At 59.5% G+C, this 21141-nt stretch carries 14 protein-coding genes; 5 read left to right on the forward strand and 9 right to left on the reverse strand.

Features of this window, described 5'->3' with window-relative positions:
- Nucleotides 1–67 precede the first annotated feature (67 nt).
- The 4 genes from IAE77_RS10280 to IAE77_RS10295 all read left to right on the forward strand — a co-directional run bounded on the left by IAE77_RS10280 (nucleotide 68) and on the right by IAE77_RS10295 (nucleotide 8406).
- Nucleotides 68–4246 carry a hypothetical protein gene (locus IAE77_RS10280; RefSeq protein WP_294225692.1) on the forward strand — a complete coding sequence of 1393 codons (4179 nt, stop codon included), beginning with the start codon at nucleotides 68–70 and terminating at the stop codon, nucleotides 4244–4246.
- Between the two features lie 96 nt (nucleotides 4247–4342).
- Nucleotides 4343–7606, forward strand: a complete 3264-nt coding sequence (locus tag IAE77_RS10285; RefSeq protein WP_294225695.1) for a DUF6797 domain-containing protein — start codon at nucleotides 4343–4345, stop codon at nucleotides 7604–7606.
- 49 nt (nucleotides 7607–7655) lie between these two features.
- Entirely contained in the window at nucleotides 7656–7853 is a 198-nt protein-coding gene (locus IAE77_RS10290; RefSeq protein WP_294225698.1) for a hypothetical protein, read from the forward strand.
- Entirely contained in the window at nucleotides 7840–8406 is a 567-nt protein-coding gene (locus IAE77_RS10295; protein ID WP_294225700.1) for a hypothetical protein, read from the forward strand. The genes IAE77_RS10290 and IAE77_RS10295 overlap by 14 nt, the downstream gene beginning before the upstream one ends.
- Before the next feature lie 12 nt (nucleotides 8407–8418).
- Here IAE77_RS10295 and IAE77_RS10300 read toward each other — a convergent pair whose 3' ends face one another.
- From IAE77_RS10300 to IAE77_RS10320, 5 genes are read right to left on the reverse strand one after another with little or no spacing between them, the layout of a single operon-like run.
- Complete coding sequence (locus IAE77_RS10300; RefSeq protein ID WP_294225702.1) at nucleotides 8419–9213, reverse strand: SDR family oxidoreductase; 795 nt, start codon at nucleotides 9211–9213, stop codon at nucleotides 8419–8421.
- Nucleotides 9214–9259: 46 nt separating this feature from the next.
- Entirely contained in the window at nucleotides 9260–9673 is a 414-nt protein-coding gene (locus IAE77_RS10305) for a hypothetical protein (protein WP_294225706.1), read from the reverse strand.
- A complete protein-coding gene (locus tag IAE77_RS10310; protein WP_294225711.1) occupies nucleotides 9666–13196 on the reverse strand; it encodes a DEAD/DEAH box helicase family protein in 3531 nt (1176 codons plus the stop codon). Before IAE77_RS10310 ends, IAE77_RS10305 begins: the two co-directional genes overlap by 8 nt.
- Entirely contained in the window at nucleotides 13193–15307 is a 2115-nt protein-coding gene (locus tag IAE77_RS10315; protein WP_294225713.1) for a hypothetical protein, read from the reverse strand. The genes IAE77_RS10310 and IAE77_RS10315 overlap by 4 nt, the downstream gene beginning before the upstream one ends.
- A gap of 6 nt (nucleotides 15308–15313) precedes the next feature.
- On the reverse strand, nucleotides 15314–16534 hold the full coding sequence (locus IAE77_RS10320) for a hypothetical protein (protein WP_294225717.1): 1221 nt from the start codon (nucleotides 16532–16534) through the stop codon (nucleotides 15314–15316).
- 146 nt (nucleotides 16535–16680) lie between these two features.
- Here IAE77_RS10320 and IAE77_RS10325 point away from each other — a divergent pair, with 146 nt between their 5' ends.
- Complete coding sequence (locus IAE77_RS10325) at nucleotides 16681–17922, forward strand: FAD-dependent oxidoreductase (RefSeq protein ID WP_294225719.1); 1242 nt, start codon at nucleotides 16681–16683, stop codon at nucleotides 17920–17922.
- 5 nt (nucleotides 17923–17927) lie between these two features.
- Here IAE77_RS10325 and IAE77_RS10330 read toward each other — a convergent pair whose 3' ends face one another.
- The 4 genes from IAE77_RS10330 to IAE77_RS10345 all read right to left on the reverse strand — a co-directional run bounded on the left by IAE77_RS10330 (nucleotide 17928) and on the right by IAE77_RS10345 (nucleotide 21013).
- Complete coding sequence (locus IAE77_RS10330) at nucleotides 17928–18227, reverse strand: type II toxin-antitoxin system RelE/ParE family toxin (RefSeq protein WP_294225721.1); 300 nt, start codon at nucleotides 18225–18227, stop codon at nucleotides 17928–17930.
- Nucleotides 18224–18457 (reverse strand): addiction module protein, encoded by a 234-nt coding sequence (locus IAE77_RS10335; RefSeq protein WP_294225723.1) that lies wholly within the window; start codon nucleotides 18455–18457, stop codon nucleotides 18224–18226. The genes IAE77_RS10330 and IAE77_RS10335 overlap by 4 nt, the downstream gene beginning before the upstream one ends.
- Nucleotides 18458–18566: 109 nt before the next feature.
- Nucleotides 18567–19673 (reverse strand): Ldh family oxidoreductase, encoded by a 1107-nt coding sequence (locus IAE77_RS10340; RefSeq protein WP_294225724.1) that lies wholly within the window; start codon nucleotides 19671–19673, stop codon nucleotides 18567–18569.
- Entirely contained in the window at nucleotides 19670–21013 is a 1344-nt protein-coding gene (locus IAE77_RS10345; protein WP_294225727.1) for an MFS transporter, read from the reverse strand. Before IAE77_RS10345 ends, IAE77_RS10340 begins: the two co-directional genes overlap by 4 nt.
- Between the last annotated feature and the right edge of the window lie 128 nt (nucleotides 21014–21141).

Here is a 21141-nt window from a genome sequence, read left to right on the forward strand (position 1 = left end):
GACCGACATTCCCGCAAACAACGCATCAGTAATTTGAGGCTTGCCCATCCCTGAGTTACCAAACGTCATGAAAAAAGCTGCCTCATTTATCTGGCGAGACAACTACCTCGTCGCGGCGAATCATGCGTCTTCGGAAAAACTGTTTGGCGAGAAAGGACTGCGGGCACTCTGTTATTGCACACTAACCGGCAAAACTGATGTGGAAGCTGGGCTTACAGGTCGGGTAGGCGATGAGTTGCTTGATTACTATCGAGATGAGAAGTTGAGGCACTATGAGAACCGCAATGCTCTACAAGAGCACGTTGGGCTCGAGAGCCAGATCTCCGGAGACTACAGCGGCAGACTATTCCTAGAACTCCTTCAGAATGCCGTCGATGCCATGTCGGATAGGCCAATCGGCCACAAAGGCCTTGGTTTTCGAGTGACGGCAAAGTTTGCTGAGTCCATTCGCGTTCACTCGGGAGGGCTTCATTTCCAGTTTTCTCGCGAGCGTGCTCGAACTCTGGTCAAAGAACGCACGAAGGGTGAAATTGATGAGCCGTTGCACCTGCTCTCCGTCCCGGACTCGTGTGATCTTCATTCAGAAGAGCCTTTCATCCGTGATCTGGTCGATATTCAGAAGTTTGACACTGTAGTCGTCTTGAAGATCAAGAGCGAAAACGCCACAGTTCTGAGGGCTTTGGAACAACAGTGGACAGAGATTATTCGCAACCCAAGCACAATGCTCTTTTTGCCCTCTGTTGAGCAGATTAACTGGGTAAAGGAGACGACGACAACTTCATGGGAAAGAAAGTTGCTCACTGAAGGCGAAGGGCGAGTTACCCTCGTAGTGGACGGAACTCAGATGGAAGAGTGGCGGATAAAAGGCGATGCGGAGCAAGCCCAGATTGCCATCCGCTATGAGAATGGTGCACCAGTGCCGCTGACGACCAATCATGAGGACAGCAAGAACATCCGCACCTTCTTCCGGACCGCCGAGACCAATCCAGTTCCAGCACTTGTTCTGCATCTGAACTTGCCGCTTGAGCAAAATCGGGAGCGTTTCACGAAAGAGGCCGTGGAGAGCAGACCAGATGTAGTAGACTCTGCTGCCGCTTTGATTGCCGACTTCGTTGCTGAGTTTCCTGATTGCGGGACGGCTTTGGATTTTCTTCGCTGGCCAGAAGGCGTTAGTGAAGTCGCAGGCTTGGATTGGAAGGTGGTCCGCCCCTTATGGTCCAAAATCAAGGATGCTGTCCGCAAGCAAACTCCCAGTGGCTATCCTGAGCACATTTGTTTCGAGAAGCTTCGCTGTAAGCCCGAGAGTCATGGCTTTGAAGCTTGGGAGGAGGCAAAGGCCTTCATGATCGAATCCGCTGGGATAGAGTGGCGGGAGCACGGCTTCCTTCCACATAAAGCAGAGAATTGGGCGCGGTGTCAGACACTGCTCCGGATTGATGGAGTGAGATGGACTTCTGCTGCTCTGAAGAAGCTTCCTCTTTTTCCCGCCGAAGGCAGCGAAGCTCTGCTTTCGCCAGCATCGGCTAGGATCTTCTCACGCCCGAAGTTTGAAGTTGAGATTGTTCCACCTGAGATCGGGGCACACTTCGTCACAGAAGAATTTCAGCTATCGTGGAAACACTTTGAAAGTGAATCGTCGAACAAGCTGATCACTGATCTATTCGGGTTGCACCGGTTTTCCTTCGAGAGCGTTTGCCACGAATGTGTCGTGCCTGCTCTGAAATCCAAAAAGAGCAGTGACCATAAGCGTTTGATCAACTTCTTGCATAGCATTTTCCCGCACGATGATGCAAAGCATAACAAGCCGTTTGATTGGAACAATCCCGTGCAAGCCGGACTGTGCGATCATCTCGAAGTCTGCTGTGATGACGGACAGTGGAGAGAAGCTCGGCTGGTTTACGCATCAGAACCTTGGGGAGCGTCCGCCGCCCTCACCGAGTATAGCAAGCGAGAGGTTCGGGCTGTCCTGGCAGAGCCACCAGCAGAGCTTGGCACCGATGATCTCGCGTCTTGGAAGCGGTTTTACTCGTGGATTGGTGTATCCTGGTGCCCCAAAGTTTTGCCAATCATTCCTCTTTCTGTGGATGACCAAGCCAGGTCGAGGATGGGGCTAATGATGGTGGAGCCAAATTTTGGGTTTCGCGAATTAGCGGGTATCTCTTCGCCCGAGTGGAGAAAGTATTGCAGATCATTTGTTGCTCAGACCGGGAGGCCCAACCGTCTTCCCTCTTTAGAATACACTTCTCGCATGAAGCGAAACTGGCGGCTTGATTGCGATTTATCCGCCGTGAAAGTTCAAGGTCTCTTGCCGTTGCTCGAGGAGAATTGGATCTACTACGCCCAGTATCTCAAAGCCAAAGGGCACCGTTCAAGCAGCAAAAGCGAAGATCACGATAAGGAACCTTGGGAATCTGAATCCTATCTCCTCTGGAGCTTGCGTGTGCATGGCTGGGTGCATTCAAAAAATGGCCCGGAATGGCAAAGTCCTTCCAGCCTTTTTGTCGAGGGTTCCGTCACGAAACAGATTCCAGATTATATTCCACGCCCTGCTGTTGAGCCGAGAAACGCAGATTTCAGCAGAGCATTGGGCTTTTGCCGCTCATGGGAACAAGTCGATGAGGGGTTGTGGACTCAAATGCTCGACACAGCTTTAGACCTGCCCGCCGCCAAGGTCGAGAGTTGCCGTGAGCGTGTTATCAGGCTTTACCTAGCTTATCTCCAGCAGCAATCCCCCAAACTAACGCGTCGTTGGTGGGCAATTATTCGCCAGTCTGATGGGCGGGGGGACCAATGGATCACCCCTGAAAGTGATACGGTGCTCTACTACATGGATGAGCCGCACCTTGATTCTTTAAGCCTGCCCAATATCCACCTGTTTCCTGTCAAACTTGAGAGGCGCGCCGTTGCCGAAGCGGCCGAGGATCGCATTGGAGCGAAGCCTCTCTCGCAAGCTCTGATTGGGACTGTCCTTGAGCAACAGAACCACCAACCTCTTGAACAACTGATTCGTGACCGCCTTGGCGAACGTTTGGAAGTAGTCTGCTATTTGCTGGCTTCCACGAAAAGCCCAGGGGAGCGTGAACAGGTGGCCCAAGAATTATTCACAGCCATTCAGCAGATCGATATTCACTGTTTACAGCACCTCAACGTTCAGTTGTCGCTGGAAGATCAGGAATTGGGAACGAATTCCCAACTCGAATACTGGATAGATCGGCAAGAAGCCGTCATTCTCTACATCAATGGCCACCTTCTGAACGGAGGCGAACCCATTTTGTGGGACATTCTTGCGCGGGGGCTGGCCGCTTGCCCAGGGGTATGTATTCCTCCTGCCGAGCGTTCCTCGGTTGAAAAATTGCTTGCCGCGCCAACTCGTGTTTTGCTGGAGCGCGAAATGCGGAACTTGGCACTTCCGCTAGATCAGATGTCGCAACTTCTACGAGTGGCTGAATCACCCACGACTGCCGCAAATTCACCCTTTGAGCGAGTTGGGCAGGTGGATGACGCCGCCAGAATTGATGTTGTGTTGGAGCCAGGCTTAGATCAACCAAGCGTGAACACGGGCATTCCCAAGGAATCAAGCATCCTCGACGCAAGCCGAGTAGCACTGACAGGCACGAACTCCGAGCCTCGTCCCAACCGCAAGCCACAAAACAGGTCAAGAACGTCGGGACAGCAACGCCAGGACCATACAACTGCCCGCAACGCAGAAGTTTGGCTGCGAGAAAGACTTCGCCACCATCTGGCTGGGAAGCCATTTCATGTGGATGAAGGTGTGCATCGAGATGACGAAAATCGGGAGTCGGATATTCGTATCCAAACCGAGGATGGGGGTTTGGACTTTCACATTGAAGTAAAACATTTGTCGGGACATTTGATCTACTGGTCTGAGGGTGAGATCCACAAAGCAAAGAACAACTCGCCACGCTACTTCATGGCTTTGCTCTGTGGGGAGATGGAGCCGTTCCAAATCACATGGCTGTGGGACCCCTTGGAACGGCTCGGCGAGTTTCCCTCACAAGTTGAATGGATCTGGCCAGAGAGCCGAGAATCCGTATTTCATCCGCCAGACAATGACTGGCTTGAGGTCGGCTCTCCTCCCAAACGGCCAGAAGCGGCCCCCAGACGCAGCCATCGGATTGAGATTCCAATCCACATTCTTCAAGGATCCGAAGACCCATTCAAAGAGCTGGATGGCAAGCTTGCATACTTGGCTGAAATTCATCCGCATGCAGAGGGCGCGTGTTAATCCAAAGTCAGCGTCTAAAACCAAGTGATCTACCTTTAATGCACAAATTTTATGACTGTCCCTAGCGCTTCTTTCGCCGCCGCAAAGTTGATCACCATGAAACAACTTCTCATCGTTATAGCATTGCATTCTGTCACCCTGGGTGCCGCACCACGCGATTCGCTGCCCCTCGATGCACCGGAATGGCCTCTCAATTATCGTCTGCATCTCGAAGGCGCGGCGAAAGTGAAGCTCAGCGATGAACTCACGCTCTCGCTCGATGCGAAAGGTCCGCACGACATCGCGGTGGAGCATCCGGCGAAAGGTGCGCCGGTGCTGCGGGTGTGGAGCAATGGGAAACTCGTGCGCGGGCCGGAAGATGTTCCTGCGTTTGCGAAAACGGGTGCGCAGGACTTTCCGGACACGGGGCTCGATCTCGGCGCGGACTTCACGGCGATGGCGGAGTTTGAATCGACGGGACAGGGCACGCTGTTCTCGATGTGCGCCCCGATGGGGAAGTGGTCGCCGGATGCGAAGGCGCTCTTCATTCGCGGCGGCAGGCTCGTGTATGACATCGGCTGGCTCGGCGCGATCAACACCGGTCCGAAAGTGAATGACGGCAAGCCGCACACCGCCGTGCTGATTGTCAGCGGTGGCACCGCGAAGTTGTGGCTCGATGGCAAAGAGATCGCGGAGAAGGCCAACTTCACGAAGCCGGATCAAAAAGAGCATGTTTTCAAAGTAGGCCGTGCCGCGCCGAACTTCGCTGGCGACTTCACCAATGGCAAAATCAGTGTCGTGAAGGTTTGGAAACGGGCGTTGCCGAAAGGTGAGATCGCGTTGCTCTTCAAAGACAGCGGCGCGGGCGCGAACACGCCCGACTTCACGTATGCGCCGAAGGCCAGCGGCAAACCGGTCATCGAAGGCGGCAGCGTTTGGGTGCAGGCGCTGGAGCGCAGCGATCACGCGGAGATCGTGGCCGGATGGAATGCGAAGACGCTCGAAGAAGGCGCGACGATTTATAAAACGCTCTGCGTCGTGTGCCACGGCACGAAGGAGCAACCCGGCTCGCTGCCCACCGCGCTGCGATTTGCCGAAGGGCAGTTCAAAAACGGCAGCGATCCCTTCTCGATGTATCTCACGCTCACCAATGGCTTCGGCCAGATGGTGCCGCAGCCCCAATACACCACCGCGCAGAAGTATGCGGTCATCCATTACATCCGCGAGACCTTCCTGCGCCCGCACAATCCGTCGCAACTCAAAGAGATCGACCTCGCCTCGCTGCCTCGAGGCCTCGCCCGCGCCGAGGCAGAAAAGATCGACACCACACTGCCGCCGTATCAACGCATGGAACTCGGCAACGCGCTGTTTTGGACGCTGGAGGTCGCTGCGGACAACATCGCGCAAAAAGGCATCGCCATCCGTCTCGATGACGGCCCTAGCGGCGTGACGAAAGGCCGCGCGTGGATGGTTTACGATCACGACACGATGCGCGTGGCCGCCGCGAGCACCGGTGCGTTCGTGGACTGGAAAGGCATCGCCTTCGATGGCAGCCACGGCACGCACACGAGCCTTATCGGCGAAAAACAGTTCGTTTTGCCCGTCGAGCCCGGCTGGAGCCTCAGCGGTAGTTTTGAAGACACACGCGCCGCAGCCAAAGACGGCAAAAAATACGGCCCCGTGGCCGGTTTGCGCTTTCTTGGGCTCTACAAGCATCAAAACCAAAGCGTCATCGCCGCGAGCATCCACGGCACGCGTGTGCTCGAATCGCCCGCATGGATGGATTACGGCTCCACGCCGATCCTCGTGCGCACGGTGAACGTCGCCGAGGCCAAACAGCCGCTTTTCCTTCGTGTGGCACCCGACAGCATGAATGTCGTCTTGAAGGGCGAAGGCGAGTTGAAGCGCGAAAACGGCTTTTGGGTCGCCAAACTGGCATCGGGGGCTCAAACGCGACTTTTCATCTCCCGCGTCGATCCGGCCTCGCTCGACACGATGGCGAAAAACTTCGCCGCGCCGCTCGATCTGGCTCCGCTGACGAAAGGCGCTCCGGCGCAATGGCCGCAAACCGTCACCACGACCTCCGTGGCAGGCAAAGACGATGCCGCGTTCATCGCCGATGACTTTTCGCTGCCCGTCGAGAATCCGTTTCAAAGCTGGATGCGCCCCGGTGGCTTCGATTTCACGCCCGATGGCAAGGCGGCCATCGCCGCGATGTGGAATGGCGATGTGTGGCGTGTCGATGGCTTGATGGCGAAAGCGCCTGCTACGCTGACGTGGCGTCGCATCGCCAGCGGCCTGTTTCAGCCGCTGGGGGTGAAGTATCGCGATGTAGAGCTGTTTGTGCTTTGCCGCGATCAACTCGCCAAGCTCGTCGATTTGAACGCGGATGGCGAAACCGACTTCATCGAGTGCTTCAACGACGACGCACAGGTCACCGAGCACTTCCACGAGTTCGCCATGGGCCTGCAAACCGATGCCGCAGGCAATTTCTACTATGCCAAGTCCGGCCGCCACGCGCTCGACAGTGTCATTCCGCAGCACGGCACGCTGCTCAAGGTCGGCGCCGATGGTGCCAAGACCGAAATCCTCGCCACCGGCTTCCGCGCCGCGAACGGCGTGTGCCTGAACGACGACGGCACCTTCTTTGTCACCGACCAAGAAGGCTTCTGGACGCCGAAGAACCGCATCAACCGAGTCAAAGTCGGCGGCTTCTACGGAAACATGTATGGCTACACCAGCGTCACCGACGAATCCGACTCCGCGATGGAGCAACCGCTTGTCTGGGTGACCAACGACAAAGACCGCAGCCCCGCCGAGCTCATCTGGGTGCCGAAAAACGCGTGGGGCAATCTCGGCGGCTCATTGCTCAACCTCAGCTACGGCACCGGTCGCGCCTTCATCATCCCGCACGAGGAAGTGAACGGAAAATGGCAAGGCGCCGTGTGCGAACTCCCCATGCCCGCCTTCGCCACCGGCATCATGCGCGGTCGCTTTGGCAACGATGGAGCCCTCTACACCTGCGGCATGTTTGCGTGGGCTGGGAATGCGACTTCACCGGGTGGATTTCACCGCATCCGCCGTGGTCCGCAGCCCGCGCAAGTGCCGCTGGCGGTGAGGGCGGCTAAGGGTGAGATGAAGGTGACATTTAGTGACCCGATTGACCGGATTGACTGTGCGATGAAGGTCTGGTCCCTGAAGCGCACGAAGAACTACGGCTCAAAACACCACGATGAACACGAACTGGCGATTCGAAACGTGAAACTGAGCGAGGACAAGAAGACCATCACGCTCGACATCCCCGATTTGGCTCCGACTTGGTGCTACGAACTCAAAATCGGTGACCGTGTGCTGCACGGGACGATTCATGAGCTGAAGTAGCGGCCAGGTTGCTGCTTGCTCCGGTTGCCGACGCTAGCTAGTCTGCCGCATGGCATCGGAACTCACGCCTGAATACATCGCCACGCTCCGCCGGATGAGCGGGGCGCAGAAATTGCGCACGGCGTTTCAGCTCTACTGGGGAGCAAGAAAAATCAAAGCGGCACGCCTTCGGCAACAGCATCCCGCATGGACAGAGGCACAGGTGCAACAGCGAGTGAAGGAGATCTTCATGCATGCAACCACCTGAGCCATACCTGATCTTCACGCGGAAGCTGCAGGAGCTGGGTCTACGCCACATGGTGAGCGGCAGCATCGCAGCCATCTACTATGGCGAGCCTCGGCTGACGAACGATGTGGACATCATCGTGTTCCTGCGTCGCGAGGATGTGCGACGTTTGATCAAAGCCTTTCCTGAGGATGAGTTCTACTGCCCGCCTGTGGAGATCATCGAGTCGGAACGCACACGCGACCAACGGGGCCACTTCAACATCATCCATCACGAAACCGGCTTCAAAGCAGACATCTACCTCACCGGCCGCGATGAACTTCATGCCTGGGGTTTTGCCCATGTGGTGACTGCTGACTTGGATGGCGAAACCATCATCTTCGCGCCGCCGGAATATGTGATCGTGAGAAAGCTGCAGTTTTTCCGTGAAGGCGGTTCTGCCAAGCACCTGCGGGACATCCAGCGCATGCTCGCCAGCCTCGGTGACGAGTGGCCACGCTCGGATCTCATGCAGATGATTTGCGAGCACCGCCTCGAACCCGAGTGGAGCAAAGTGGAAGCATTCGCTGAATGACCGACAACAGGGTCAAGTCTTCGGCTTGATCTCCAAACCGCTCAGCCATGGCGCGGTGATGGGTGGGGGCATGCCGCCGAAGGGTTGATAACCCGGGAGCTGGATGACGCTCATGCTGTGCGGCTGGCTGGCGATGAAGAACAAAGTGTCGCCGCAGTCGGTGGTGGTGATCATTTTGGCTTTGTGCTCCTCCGTGGGCTGCACGGGACGCAGTTTGACCAGCGGGGTGAGTGCCTCACCGGGAGCGTATTCGGAGAGGATGACGCCGTGGGCATTCAACTGCATGCGGGCGGTGAAGAGCAGGCCATGCACGGCCCACTTGCTGGCGGTGTAAGGCACGCCGGCATACGAATCGTAGCCGTGACCCGCGGTGGAGGAGACCACGACGATGCGACCGCCGCCATTCGCGGCCATGGGCTTCGCGACGGCCTGGATCACGTTGACCACGCCGAGGACGTTGATGTCCATGACCTTGCGCCAGCTTTCCTCGCTGGCAATGCGGGCGGGATCGGCGTGCGCCATGAAACGGTCGGGCGTGTTGATGCCGGCCGTGTGGATGAGCGCATCGGGCACGCCTTGTTTGAGCACTTCATCGAGCGCGGTGGCCACGCTGGCGGTGTCGGCCACGTCGCAGACGATGGGGATGATGTTTTTCGAGAGCGCGGCGGTTTCTTGGAGCGATTCCAGCGTGCGGCCGAAGATGAAGGTCTTCGCACCAGCGTCTGCGAAGCGCTTGGCTGCTGCCTGTCCCATGCCACCGCCACCGCCGGTGACGATCACGATTTTGTCTGTCCAAGTTGGATCCATGATGCGACGCTAGCCCGTGCCCGGTCATCGTCCAGCATGGAGAGGATCATTCCGCGTCTTCGCCCGTGAGCTGGTGCTCCAGCCGGTCGCATTCAGCGGCCAAATGGCGTGCGTAAAGTTGAAACTCATGCGCACTGAGTCCGGCCTTGGAAACATGGCAGTTGCCGGTCAATCGGGCGGCCTCATCCAGCATCAGCCCACAGAGCGAAAGTCGCCGATTTCGATGCGCGGCAGCGAGGGCAGGCTGGTCACGAAAGGGCGATCCTGGCGGAAGATCGCTCGTGTTTCTGAGGATGATCCCAGTCAGCAGCCAGTGGTCGCCGCCATCCGTCACACTGAGCCGATGGGATCTTCCATCGGCAAAACGGACACGCAGGGAGCGTGCTGAGATCACCTGCACATCTTGAGCACGGGTGAGCAAGCGCTGCCAGTCGTTGGATGCGGACGCGGTACTACTCATGTTTGAGATCTTGGTGGAAGACGCGCAATCTCTGGTCCAGTTCGAGCAACAGGCGCTCGACGTGATCCGCCTGCGTGGCGACACGGAGGATCATCTGGCGAACGCGCTCGAGGTCGTGGGCTCCATCCTTCCCCAGCAATGCCTCATCTTCGGCCGTGAGGTCGTAGCTGTGGTCATCACGCCCGGTGAGCACGGCACCAAGGCGCAGACCACAGAGTCCGTGGCGCAAAAGAGCCTCATCCAGCTCGTGTTCATCACAAACCCGGCCCACCGGGCTGATGCAGCGGATGAGCGGATGTTCTTCAAACGAATGCAGCCAAAGGCCAAAAGGCTGTTGCCGCCTTGATCCATCAGCTTGCGGCAGGAAAATGGTGCCGAAGAGCCGATGCTTGCCTGCTTCTCCGGGCTCGATGGCTTCCATTTGAAGATCCAGCGCCATGTCCAGACGCCAGCGCAAATCTTGAAAGCGCCGGCTCATCTGCACTGCCTGCTCAGGACTGCGGGCCAAGGTGCGGACGGGGCCTTGAAGATCGCCCGGCTGCACATCAAACGCGGTCTGCAGCTCCGTTGTGACGGCGGGCACAGGATGGTGATGGCGGAGTATCTCCTCGCTGACTTTGAGGCGGCTTTCCTCACTCTGCGGTGCTTGCAGGCCCTCGTGCATGAGTTCGAGGAAGGTGTTCATGCGCTGGAGCAAGCGGCGCACTTGGAGCACCTCGATGGTGTCCTCCAGATGCGGGTAGTGGACCTGGAGCCTGGCAACTTCAGGCGCACTTTGGAGTGTGAGCAGTCGCCGCTCCGTCTGACTGCGCACCCGGTCGATGCGCCCCGTGCGCTGCTCGGTGCCCGAGGAAGTCCAGGAGATGCCGTAGTGATGAATGCGCGAACAGAAGGTGTGCAGGTCCTCACCTTCCTGGAGGACGTCCGTGGTCACGAGCACGAGAGGGTAACCAGGCATCCGAAATTGGGACACTAGACGCTGGCTTTTCGCCTTGCCCGCCATCCCTCCGACTGGCTGCTGATTCCCGAGCAGGCGGGCAAGCTCTCGCCGCGCTTCAGCGAGGTTCATGTCCTCCCGTTTCGGCAGATTGACATCGAGGATGAGATCAAAGTGCGCCGCGATGTCCGCCAGCTCGTCGAAGGCCGCCCATGCACGTTCTTGACGCGGGGTCAGTCGCTGCTGCTCGATCAAATCGAGGAAGCGACTCTCCAGCCCCTGCTCTTCATCCGCATCTTCTCGCGCACCTGCATCCAAAGTGCCCAGCTGCCTCACCGCGATGGCGTGAAGATCAATCCCGGCATGGCCGAGGCGCAACGCGGACTCCAGCAGGGCGGCCCGCAGTGCCTCCGTGCGGAAGCGCTCCTGCGGCCCGGCTTTGCGGTCAGACTCAGGCCAGAGCGCCGTGCGAAGTGCCGCTCGTGACGGTCGGCGCAGCTCGCTGAACAGCGTGGACCGGTTCAGCAGTCGCGCATCATCAGGCGGGATCTCCGGCGCCCGTGTGACGGCGTGCGGCTTCATGCCGGCGAACAATTCATGAAGAATGATGCGCGCCTCTTCCGACTCAGGTCCATCCACCAGCGTCAATCGATCCAAAGCTACGGCCTGGAGTGCCTCAAAGACCATCTGCCGTGGCAGTTTCCGGGCTTTGGTGTCCAACCTCAGACGTGCGTCCCCCACAAGTTCGGCCGAAAGTTCCGACTCGGGCTTGCCCAGGCGTTCCGCGAGAGTGGCGAGTGTGGTCTCCGCTTCACAGCCCAGCAGGGCTGCGACGTGATTATGCTCGAAAAAGGTTCCCTGGCGCAGGCGGCGTTGCAGCGCCGCGCCACTGAGAACTCCGCGCGGCCCCTCGCCGCGATAGAACCAGGCGAAAAAGGTTTCCGCGCTGGATTTATCGTCCTCTTCGTTCGGCAGAATCCCGCCCGCTTGCTCGCGATGTTCGGCCCGTTCACGCCGGTATCTGTGGAAGAGGCTTTCCACCCTGGAAAGCACCTGTGGCACGCCTTGAAACTCAGATCTGAGCCGCTGCTCCAGCCAGTCGTCATAGGTTTCCTCCAGCTTCAGTTTCAGCTCACGCACGCTGGCCACTCGGCGGACAAAGACGAGCGCTTTCTCCCCGGTGTTCCAGTTTTGCTTCAGACCGTCGCGCAACGCGTCCATCTTTGGATGCGGCAGCTCTTCGTTGAACTGCGCACGGTAGGAACGGGCCAGCGAGTTGATGCTGCCAACGTCCACACCCTGGCGTTCGGAAAGGCTTTCCGTCTGCTCGATGCCGTCAAAACGACTTTCATCCGGGCCGTTCTCGTCGGCTGTTCCAGGTTCAATTTTCCCTCTTGAAGCGAGTGTTTCATGAAAGCTTTCAAACGAGGCCAGCATGCCCATCTGAAAGGAGGCTCCGAACTGCGGGACTCCGATGATTTCCGCCACCTTTTTCTGCACCAGGGCCAGAACGAGACGCTCACGTGTGCCCGTGACGCGGACGGGCTCATCGTGCTCCATCACCCCGCCACGCCGCCACTCCCGGCGATAGAGATTTTTCGTGAACCGCCTGCCATCCAGCTCCAGTGCCGTGACACGGCGGATGAGGAAGCGCCGGGCGATGTCCTTCTTTGCCTCGTCATCCAGAGCTGGATCGCGAAGCTGGGGAAAATGCCCGCCGCGGCCCAACACCTGAAGCTGGTTCCAGAGCTGCATGTAACTCTCCTCCACTGGCGTGGCAGAGAGCATCAGCACATGTGCGGCGCGGCTGCCATAGCCGGGGAAGGCATCCCTTGGTGGGGAATCCAACGCATGACCGAGCGCGGCGGCGAGCACGCGGTTCCTTGCAGCGCTGTGCGTGCGCAGGCCATGCTTCAGGTTATGCGCCTCATCCACGATCACGAGATCGAAAACGGGCAGCGCACAACACACACAACGGGCAAAGGCCTCCTTGAAGACCGAGCTGTCCTGAATGCGCAAGTCCAGCGCCGCCGCGTCCAGCCAGGGGAGATGAGCGCGCAGTTCATCACGCATTTTCCGTGCTGCCTTGCCGCCGCAGGAATCGTCACCGCGCAACTCGCCCAGACCGAGACTGAAACTCGTCATGCGGACAAAAAACACGCCATGCGAATGCAGGCTCGTCTGCTGCACCAGATCCAGCAGGCTGTGGCACTGGACCAGTGGCATCGCGGGGCGTCCATCCGCCGCCTTCACCCGCAGATCGGCAAAGCGGACACTGTGCCGCACGAGGTTCCGCAGATCCTTCTCCCACTTCCGCTGGATGTTTTCACGGGGAGCGATCACCAGCACGCGCCGACGGGGATGGTGGTGCTGCATCAGTGCGAGCACGGCCAGCGCCACATAGGTCTTCCCCATGCCCACTTCATCCGCCAGATAGGCGCAACGGTGCTCCGCCAGACGGTTGTGCAGCGCCACCGCTCCTTCGAGCTGCTGCCGTGCCCGCGCTGGCGAGTCCATGCGCGCATCCAGATCCAGCAGGGCTTCCGCTGCCTCCATCGTCAGGCGCGACAAGGTCACGCCTTTCATGATGCAGTCACCTCCCCCGCACGTTTGAGGAAGCCCTTTTCGAACCAGTCGAGAAACGCCGCTGACTCGCCCTGGGACAAGATTTTCCCCCTCAATTTGTCAGCGAGGGCTTCCACCCGCAGCGTGATGGCCTCAGCGTGTGGTCGCTGATCCCGCCAGAGATCGACGTGCCTTGTTCTCAGATGCTTCAGGCTCTGCCGCGCACTCAGCGCGATGACGTAGCGATCCACCACATCCTGCAGGGGATCCTCCGGCTGCTCCAGGCGGTCCAGCAGCCGGTGCAGCGAATCATGTTTTCTCCCGAACAATCGCGCCACCGCCAGACTTGGGCGGTTTTCCTCCATCGCCTTTCCCACGCTCTGCTCCAGATGATGGAAGGCGTGGAAGAAACCCGCGACACGATCAAACAAAGACTCCGCGCCCTTCGGCAAGGACGCATTCGCAGGCAGGGTCTCGCCATCCGCTGAGGTCGCGAGGATGAGATCACGCAGCCGTGACTCCAGCCAGCGGTTCCGCTGGTCCGCCGTCAGAAGCGCCCAGTAGCGCAGGATGTCCGCCGCGTTCAGCCGTTCCAGTTGCGAGGGCTTGTGCGTCTGCACCGCGTCCTCCATGACGAGAAACACCGTGCCACGCCCGGCGTCGTCATGAACAGTGAAAAGGGATGTCGAATGCAGATGTGCGGCGATTTTTTCCGCCAGCTCAGACGCCAGCGTCAGCCATCCCCGCGGTCTGAGAGCGGGCACGGCTCCGAGTGCCACGCCTGACACGGAGAGCACCAAACCCGCCGGCGGGTCATCGCCTTCCCAGCGTGCGGAAGCTTTCTGAGTCGCCCAATCATACCGCAGACTGAAAGCGGCCAGCGCGGATTCGTCCAACGCAGTCTCCAATGGATCGGTGATTGTCGTGGCATCCGCGTCAGGACGCTTCGAGTCCACTTGGAGAAGAAAATCCGGCCTGCGTGTGCAAGGCCGCTCAACGATGAAAAGGCACTCCATGTTCCCGCCCTTCTGCCATGCTGCCCGGGTTAGGTTGGCGGAACCGAGCACCCAGATCTCACGCATCGGCCGCGCACGGAAAAAGCGATACAGCTTGGCATGGACCCCGCGCGCCGCGGCCTGCGCCCTGTTTCCGGCTCGTGTCACTTCGCCAGGCAGGGAGGACCAGGAGGTGTTTTCGAGCCCGCGAATGGCGTCGTGCAGACTGCGTGAAACTTTTGGGGTTCCCGCGTCATCTTTTGGCATGAAAACCCGTGTCTCAGGCGGACACATGGCCTCGATGATGGCATCCAGAGGCGCGGCGCTGTCATCATGACTGAAGAAGGGAGAAATAACCTCCAGGTTCATGCCGCGCAGCACTTGCGAAAACTCGTCGATGAAGGTGTCCAGCAGCGCGGCGCCGGGTTGTTTCCACAAGAAACGCGCATGCAGTGTGTCGCTGCTCTGGCGCAGGAAGTCCGCCCCCATCTCCTGCTCCAGAAAGCGCACAATCTCCCCCGCCGCCTCACCTTCAAATCGCTGAGTGAAACGCACCCCGGGCTGAGCCGGTGGCGCTGCCGGACTCTGCGGTGCCAGCCATTTGAGAAACGCGACAAGGTCCTCTTTGAACGCGCATCTGTCCCCCGACCGCAGCACCTCCAGGTGCGCGCATTCCACGTTCTGCCACCAGCCGGACTCCGTCAGATTGGCGGAGAGACAGGCCACGATCAGCTCACGCGGCGGGTCTGCATCCGCAGCCTGTGCTTCATCACGCTCAGCCTCGACCAGAAGACAGACCATCTTCGGATGAAAGCATGCCCCCATGCGCACGGGATGCCTTGCAAAGTCCAGCCGGGCCGGGCCAAAGCGTGCCGCACATTCCAGCGCCTGCGGATCATAATACACTGCCGCCCGGGTGCTCAGGCTGTGCAGCGCCTGCTCCATTTGCACCGTGCGCAGCACAGGCAGGTGACTGACTTCTTCATCAAAGAAGAGGCGCAGCACCTCCTGCTCGAAAAAGCCCGGATCAAAGCTGAACGTGGTGAACAGGGCCGTCACCAGCCGTCTGCCCTGCATGGCACGTTGCAGCTCCTCGGAGAGCACATGCTGCGGAATGCTTTGAGTGGACTGGCTCATCGGGTTTCAATCCTCCTTCAGCGCCGCAGCCACCACGGCCAGCGAGTCCAGGAAATAACTGTGCGTCCACAACTCGGACAGACGCGCCCGACTCACCAGTGCCGCCGGCTTTTCCTGCGCATGAACTCGCAGCGCACCAGCCTCCATGGTGATCCAGGCGCTGCCACCGCGTTGCTTCATCACGTCCGAACACAGGCCGGTCACCTCAAGCACCAGTTGGCGATAATCCGCCGCCTTCATTGCCTCCGCCATTCGCAGCCAGCCATCCGATGTGCCGTTTTTGAAGTAACCGCGCAGCTTGGCAAAGGCATCCACCTCCAGTTTCGCAAACGCCGTGCCCCATTCCTGCCTCAGATCCTTCTCAACTGCGGCCAGCTTTTGACCATCACGCCCCAGCAGCCACGAAAACAGCCACACCGCAGGTGCCAGCACGGTTTCCGCCACCCGGACACGTTCCAGATTCTCCGCCAGCGTGCTGCTATGACCCGCCGCGCGATCACGCCACTCACGCAGCAGGGGAGGCGAAAGTTCGGGGCGACTCACGCGCAGCACCTCCGGCATGGTCAGAACCGCCAGACGCTGATCTGCCGACTGCTCGAGCAGGTGCCGAGTGTAGAAAGACCTTTCCAGCTTCGAAAAGTGTGGCTTCAGCACCTCAAGCGCGATCACATCCACCAGCGGCTCCTTCTCCAAAGACACCCGGCAGAGCGGCTGAGCGAGCTTTGCAGCCAGTGGTTTCAACCTCGGCCAGCACACGGATTCAAGCATCTTCCAGGCATCGGGCGTCGGACACACCGCCTTCGTTTCGACAAGGCCGGACTTTTCTGAAGGCATCGAATACAGCCCCCACAGTCCATATGTCTTCTGATTGCTCAAAATCTGATGTTCGCGTGCTGCTGAGATGCGCACATTGCCTTTCTCCGCCTCCATGCGCACTCGCTCGATGCCGCGCAGGGCGGCCTCCTTTCGAAAATGAAACGCCCGGCTGTAGGCCGCCCACTGCTCCCAGCGCAGGAAGATCGTCACAGCAGACTCCTCCCGGCCTTCCAGGTGCTGGGCGAAAGCATAGCCAATCATCGTCGCCGTGAAATCCCGCACCGCAGTTGTCACCGTCGAGAGATTAGGCACCACCTCACGCCCGAGCAGAGTCCACACTGCCTGCACTCCCAGCGGATCACGCGAACCCTTGATGCGAGCATTTGGATCGAGTTGTGTCAGGAAGGGCATTAGTCCGAGACTGGTTGTATTGGGCGGCCCGGGAATGCTAAAGAGCACATTTGGGGCGTCCAGCGGTGGCGATTGGCAAAAATCGCGGCGTGGACCGCCAAAGCGTCCAAGATGACTAGCTTCGATACGCCATGTTGTGCGTAAACATGAGCAAATCAGTCACCATCCTCGGCGCGGGCGTCATCGGCCTCAGCACGGCGCTTTACTGCGCCCGCCGCGGCATGCGGGTGACGATCATCGATCAAAAACCGCGTCAGCGCGATGGGTGCTCGTTTGGGAATGCGGGGATGATCGTGCCGAGTCACTTCATCCCACTCGCGGCGCCGGGAATGGTCGCTTTGGGCCTGAAATGGATGTGGAACCCGGAATCGCCGTTTTACATCAAGCCACGGCTGGATGCCGATTTGATGAGCTGGGGCCTGCATTTCTGGAAAGCGGCCACGAAGGCCCGTGTCGAGGCCGCCGCGCCTGTTTTGCGCGATTTGAGCCTGCTGAGCCGCGAGTGCTTTGAGACGCTGGGACTCGATTTCGGCCTCGTGAAGCGTGGTTTGCTCATGCTGTGCAAAAAACAGCAGACGCTCGATGAGGAAGCGCACATGGCGGAGAAGGCGAACGCGCTCGGCATCCCCGCCGAGGTCCTGGATGCGAAGGCGACCGCCGCGCTCGATCCGGCGGTGACAATGGACATCTGCGGCAGCGTGTTTTTTCCAAAGGACTGCCATCTCGCACCGGGCAGTTTTATTTCTGCGGTGGAGGCGGAGCTCGTGCGACTCGGTGTGACGTTTCTGTGGGAGACGGAGGTGAGTGGCTTTAAAACAGAAAGCGGAGCACTGCGGGCGCTGAAAACCTCACGCGGTGAAATCGAAAGTGATGAGGTGGTGCTGAGTGGTGGCGTGTGGTCGGCGCAGCTCGCGAAGGAGCTCGATTTGAAGCTGCCGATGCAGGCGGGCAAAGGCTACAGCCTGACGCTGGCGAATCCGACGCAACTTCCCGAGCTGTGCAGCATCTGCACGGAGGCGCGGCTCGCGGTGACGCCGATGGATGGCGCGTTGCGTGTCGGCGGCACGATGGAGATGGCGGGCATCGACGAATCCATCACGCAGCGCCGTGTGCGCGGCATCACGCGGGCCTTTCCGCAGTATTTCCCGGCCTTTGAAGAAGCGGATTTTGCCGAAGTGAAGCCGTGGAGCGGTCTGCGACCCGTTTCACCCGATGGCATGCCCTACATCGGCCGAACGAAGCGTTGGAAAAACCTCACCGTGGCCACTGGTCATGCGATGATGGGCCTGAGTCTCGCGCCCGCGACGGGCAGGATCGTCTCTGAGTTGCTCGCGGATGAAAAATCGAGTGTGAAGCTCGATTTGATGTCACCGGACCGGTTTGCGTGATCCGGCTATAAGTCCGCGAATGCAGCTCGATAAGTCTCTGGGTGACGAGCGCTGTGGAGCAGAGCGCCAAAGTAGAGCAAATCATCCTCGACGAGATAGTAGATGATGTATGGAAAGCGGCGAACCAAGCAGCGGCGGACGCGTCCCTCCAGCACGCGGCAGCGCAGCGGATCAGCCGTGATCTCCACACAGGCATGCTCAACGGTCTGCACAAACCGGCGGCCAAGTTCTTTGTCTTCCGCGCTGTAGCGACCGGTCACACAGCACAGCTCAGCCTGGAAGTGCTCGGAATAGACAACCTTCATGCAGCGAGGCTCCTGGCAGCCGAAAAAACATCGTCATGGCTCAAGCCGCGCTCGCGTCCTGCTTTGAACTCTTCGAAGCGACGCTCGATCTCGGCACCCAGGGTGGCCTCATTCTCCCATTGAGCAGGCAAGTCGGCGTCCACCGTCTGCCAGATGATTTCGGCCAGGAAACGCCGCTCCTCGGAAGGCAGGCGAACCGCATGTGCAAAGAGTTCTTGGGTGGCAGTCATGCGCAGATTGTAGCGGGACGGGACAAGCTTGCCAAGCGTAGGATTTGAGGACGTTGTCGGGCAGGCTGTGCTGAGGCGGCGGACAAGTAAATGTGCCAGCACACGCATTTCACGTCATGTCCGCCTGCGGAAACGCATCGAGTTTCAACTCCGGCTCGCCACATGCGGCGGCGATTTGATTGAGCTGGCGGATCTCGTGGCGGGAGAAGAGGAGGCCTTTGTTGCGGGCGCATTTCCTGGCCCAGCGGGCTTCGAGTTCGCCGGGGAGGAGGCAGTGCTCGTTGCCGTGGGAGAGGATGTCGGCGAGGACGGCTTTGATGTTTTCGGCTTGAGAGAGGCCGCTGGCGAAGGCTCCGCCGGAGAGGGCCTCGGGATGGATGACCTGAAAATAGAAGCAGGGTGTTTGCTTGGCACCGGGCACGGGATCGCGGCCGCGGATGGTAGGCAGCGAGCCGCCGATAAGCGCGGCGAACAATTCATCCGCGAGCGCGAGGCCGTAGCCCTTGTGCTGGCCGAAGGGCACGAGCGCGGCCACTTTCGATGGATCGGTGGTCATGCGGCCGTCTTTATCGAGCGCGAGGTCGGGCGGCAGCGATTTGCCCTCGCGTGCGAGCTGCTGCACGCGACCGAGCGCGATGACGGACGTGGCCCAGTCGATCACGATGGGAAAGCCGACGGCGTCGATGGTGGGAAAGCCCCACGAGTGCGGATTCGTGCCGAGCGTGGCGTGTTTGCCGCCGAAGGGCACGACGCCCGTTTTGGCGGAGGTGCAGTTCGTGTAGGCCACGTAGCCGCGACGCGCGGCCTCCATGACGTAGCCGCCGCCCCAGAGGTAGTGAAACGCGTTGTCCACGGACACCTGGCCGATGCCGTGGCGATCCGCGAGCGCGATGCAGGTCTCGATGGCCTGCTCGGCGACGGGCTGGCCGAGTTTGCGATTGGCATTCCACACTTCGGTGGCGGCGAAGCGTCCCGGAAGTTTTTCAATCACAGCACGCGGCACACAGCCGCCCACCTTGGAGCCAAAGTGATCGTCGAGGCTCACGGCCTTGATGCCGTTGTGCGTGCGCACACCATGCCATGAGGCGCTTTGCGCAATGCGCACGGCAGACTGCGTCTCGTCTTCGTCATAGCCTCGTGCGCGATACGCGGCGGCGATGATCGCATTGTGCCGCTCGACGGGCACGACGTGCATGATTTCATCTTCGGCGTTCATGTGTCTTTCGAAGGCCGATGGCCCAGACCGAGGCCGAGAATGATGATCGCGCTCACGCACATCGACGCGGCGAGCACGTAGATGCCGGCTGTGAAGGAGCCGGTGCTCTTTTCGATGCTGCCGAGCAGGTAAGGCCCCATGAAGCCGCCGATTTGGCCGATGGAATTGATGAAGCCGATGCTCGCCGCGGCGGCGGTCTCGGTGAGGAAGATGCTCGGCAGTGCCCAGAAGGCCGGTTGGTAGCCTTTGACGCCCGCGAAGAAGATCATGAAGCACACGATGGTGAGGGCGAGATTGCCCTTTGTCAGCGGAGCGAGTGCGAGCGCGGTGAGGCCGATGATGATCGAGAAGGCCGCGTGGCAGCGTCGCTCGCCCGTGCGGTCGGAATTCCAGCCGATGAACAACTGGCTGCCCAGTGCGAGACACGGTGGCAGAATGACCAGCCAGGTGATTTGATTGAGCTCGAGCTTGTACCACTCCTTCAAGATGCTCGGGAAGAAGAACTCGTAGCCGTAGTTTGCAGTGACGCTGCAACAGAACGCGAGCGCGAGCAGCAGCACTTTCGGATTCCGAAACGCCTCGCCCAAAGTCATGCGCTTGCCTTTCGAGCGGCGTTGCTTCTCTATGTGGAGTTGCTGCTCCAAGGCAGTGCGTTCTTCATCGGTGAGCCATTTGGCCTCGCTTGGCCGATCGGGCAGCATGAAGAGCACCACGAGGCCGAGCACGACCGCCGGAGCGCCCCAGAAGATGTACATCCACTGCCAGCCTTCGAGGCCGAGGAACTCCGGATGATGCACGGTGACGCCGTTGATGACTTCATCGGTGCCGATTTGCAGCAGCAGGTTGGAAATTTTCGGGCTCACGATCTGCGCGACGGGTGTGGCGATCAAAAACCACGCGACGGCGCGTGAGCGATCCTGATTCGGAAACCAATGCGTGAGGAAAACGAGCACGCCGGGGAAGAACCCCGCCTCCGCCAGTCCGAGAGCAAAGCGCACGCAGTAAAATTGCATCGGCGTCGTCACCGCCGCGGTCAGCGCGGCCAGAACGCCCCATGTGACCATGATGCGCGACATCATACGCCGCGCGCTCCAGCGCTCCACGAGCAACGTGCCGGGCACTTCGAGCAAAATGTAGCCCCAGAAGAACATCCCCGCGCCAAAGCCGATGACCGCATTGTCAAAGTCGGGCAGGTCCTTCGCCATCGTGAGCTTCGCGAGGCTCACATTTGCCCGGTCCACATACGCGATGACGTAGCAGACAAAGAGCAGCGGCAGCAGCCGCCAGTAGGCTTTGCCCCGGGCGCGGTCCAGGGCGGAGGTGTCAGGTGTGGTGGGCACGGTCGGGAGAGCGGTGGCGGTGGTTATCGTGCAAGTGGGTGCTTTTGCAATGGATGGTGTCGCGTCGTTCGCCACTGGAACCAGGCCAAAGCCTGATGAAAGACGTGCCTGGCAAGCAACTTTATCCT

The organism is Prosthecobacter sp. (assembly GCF_014879935.1).
Lineage (GTDB): Bacteria > Verrucomicrobiota > Verrucomicrobiia > Verrucomicrobiales > Verrucomicrobiaceae > Prosthecobacter.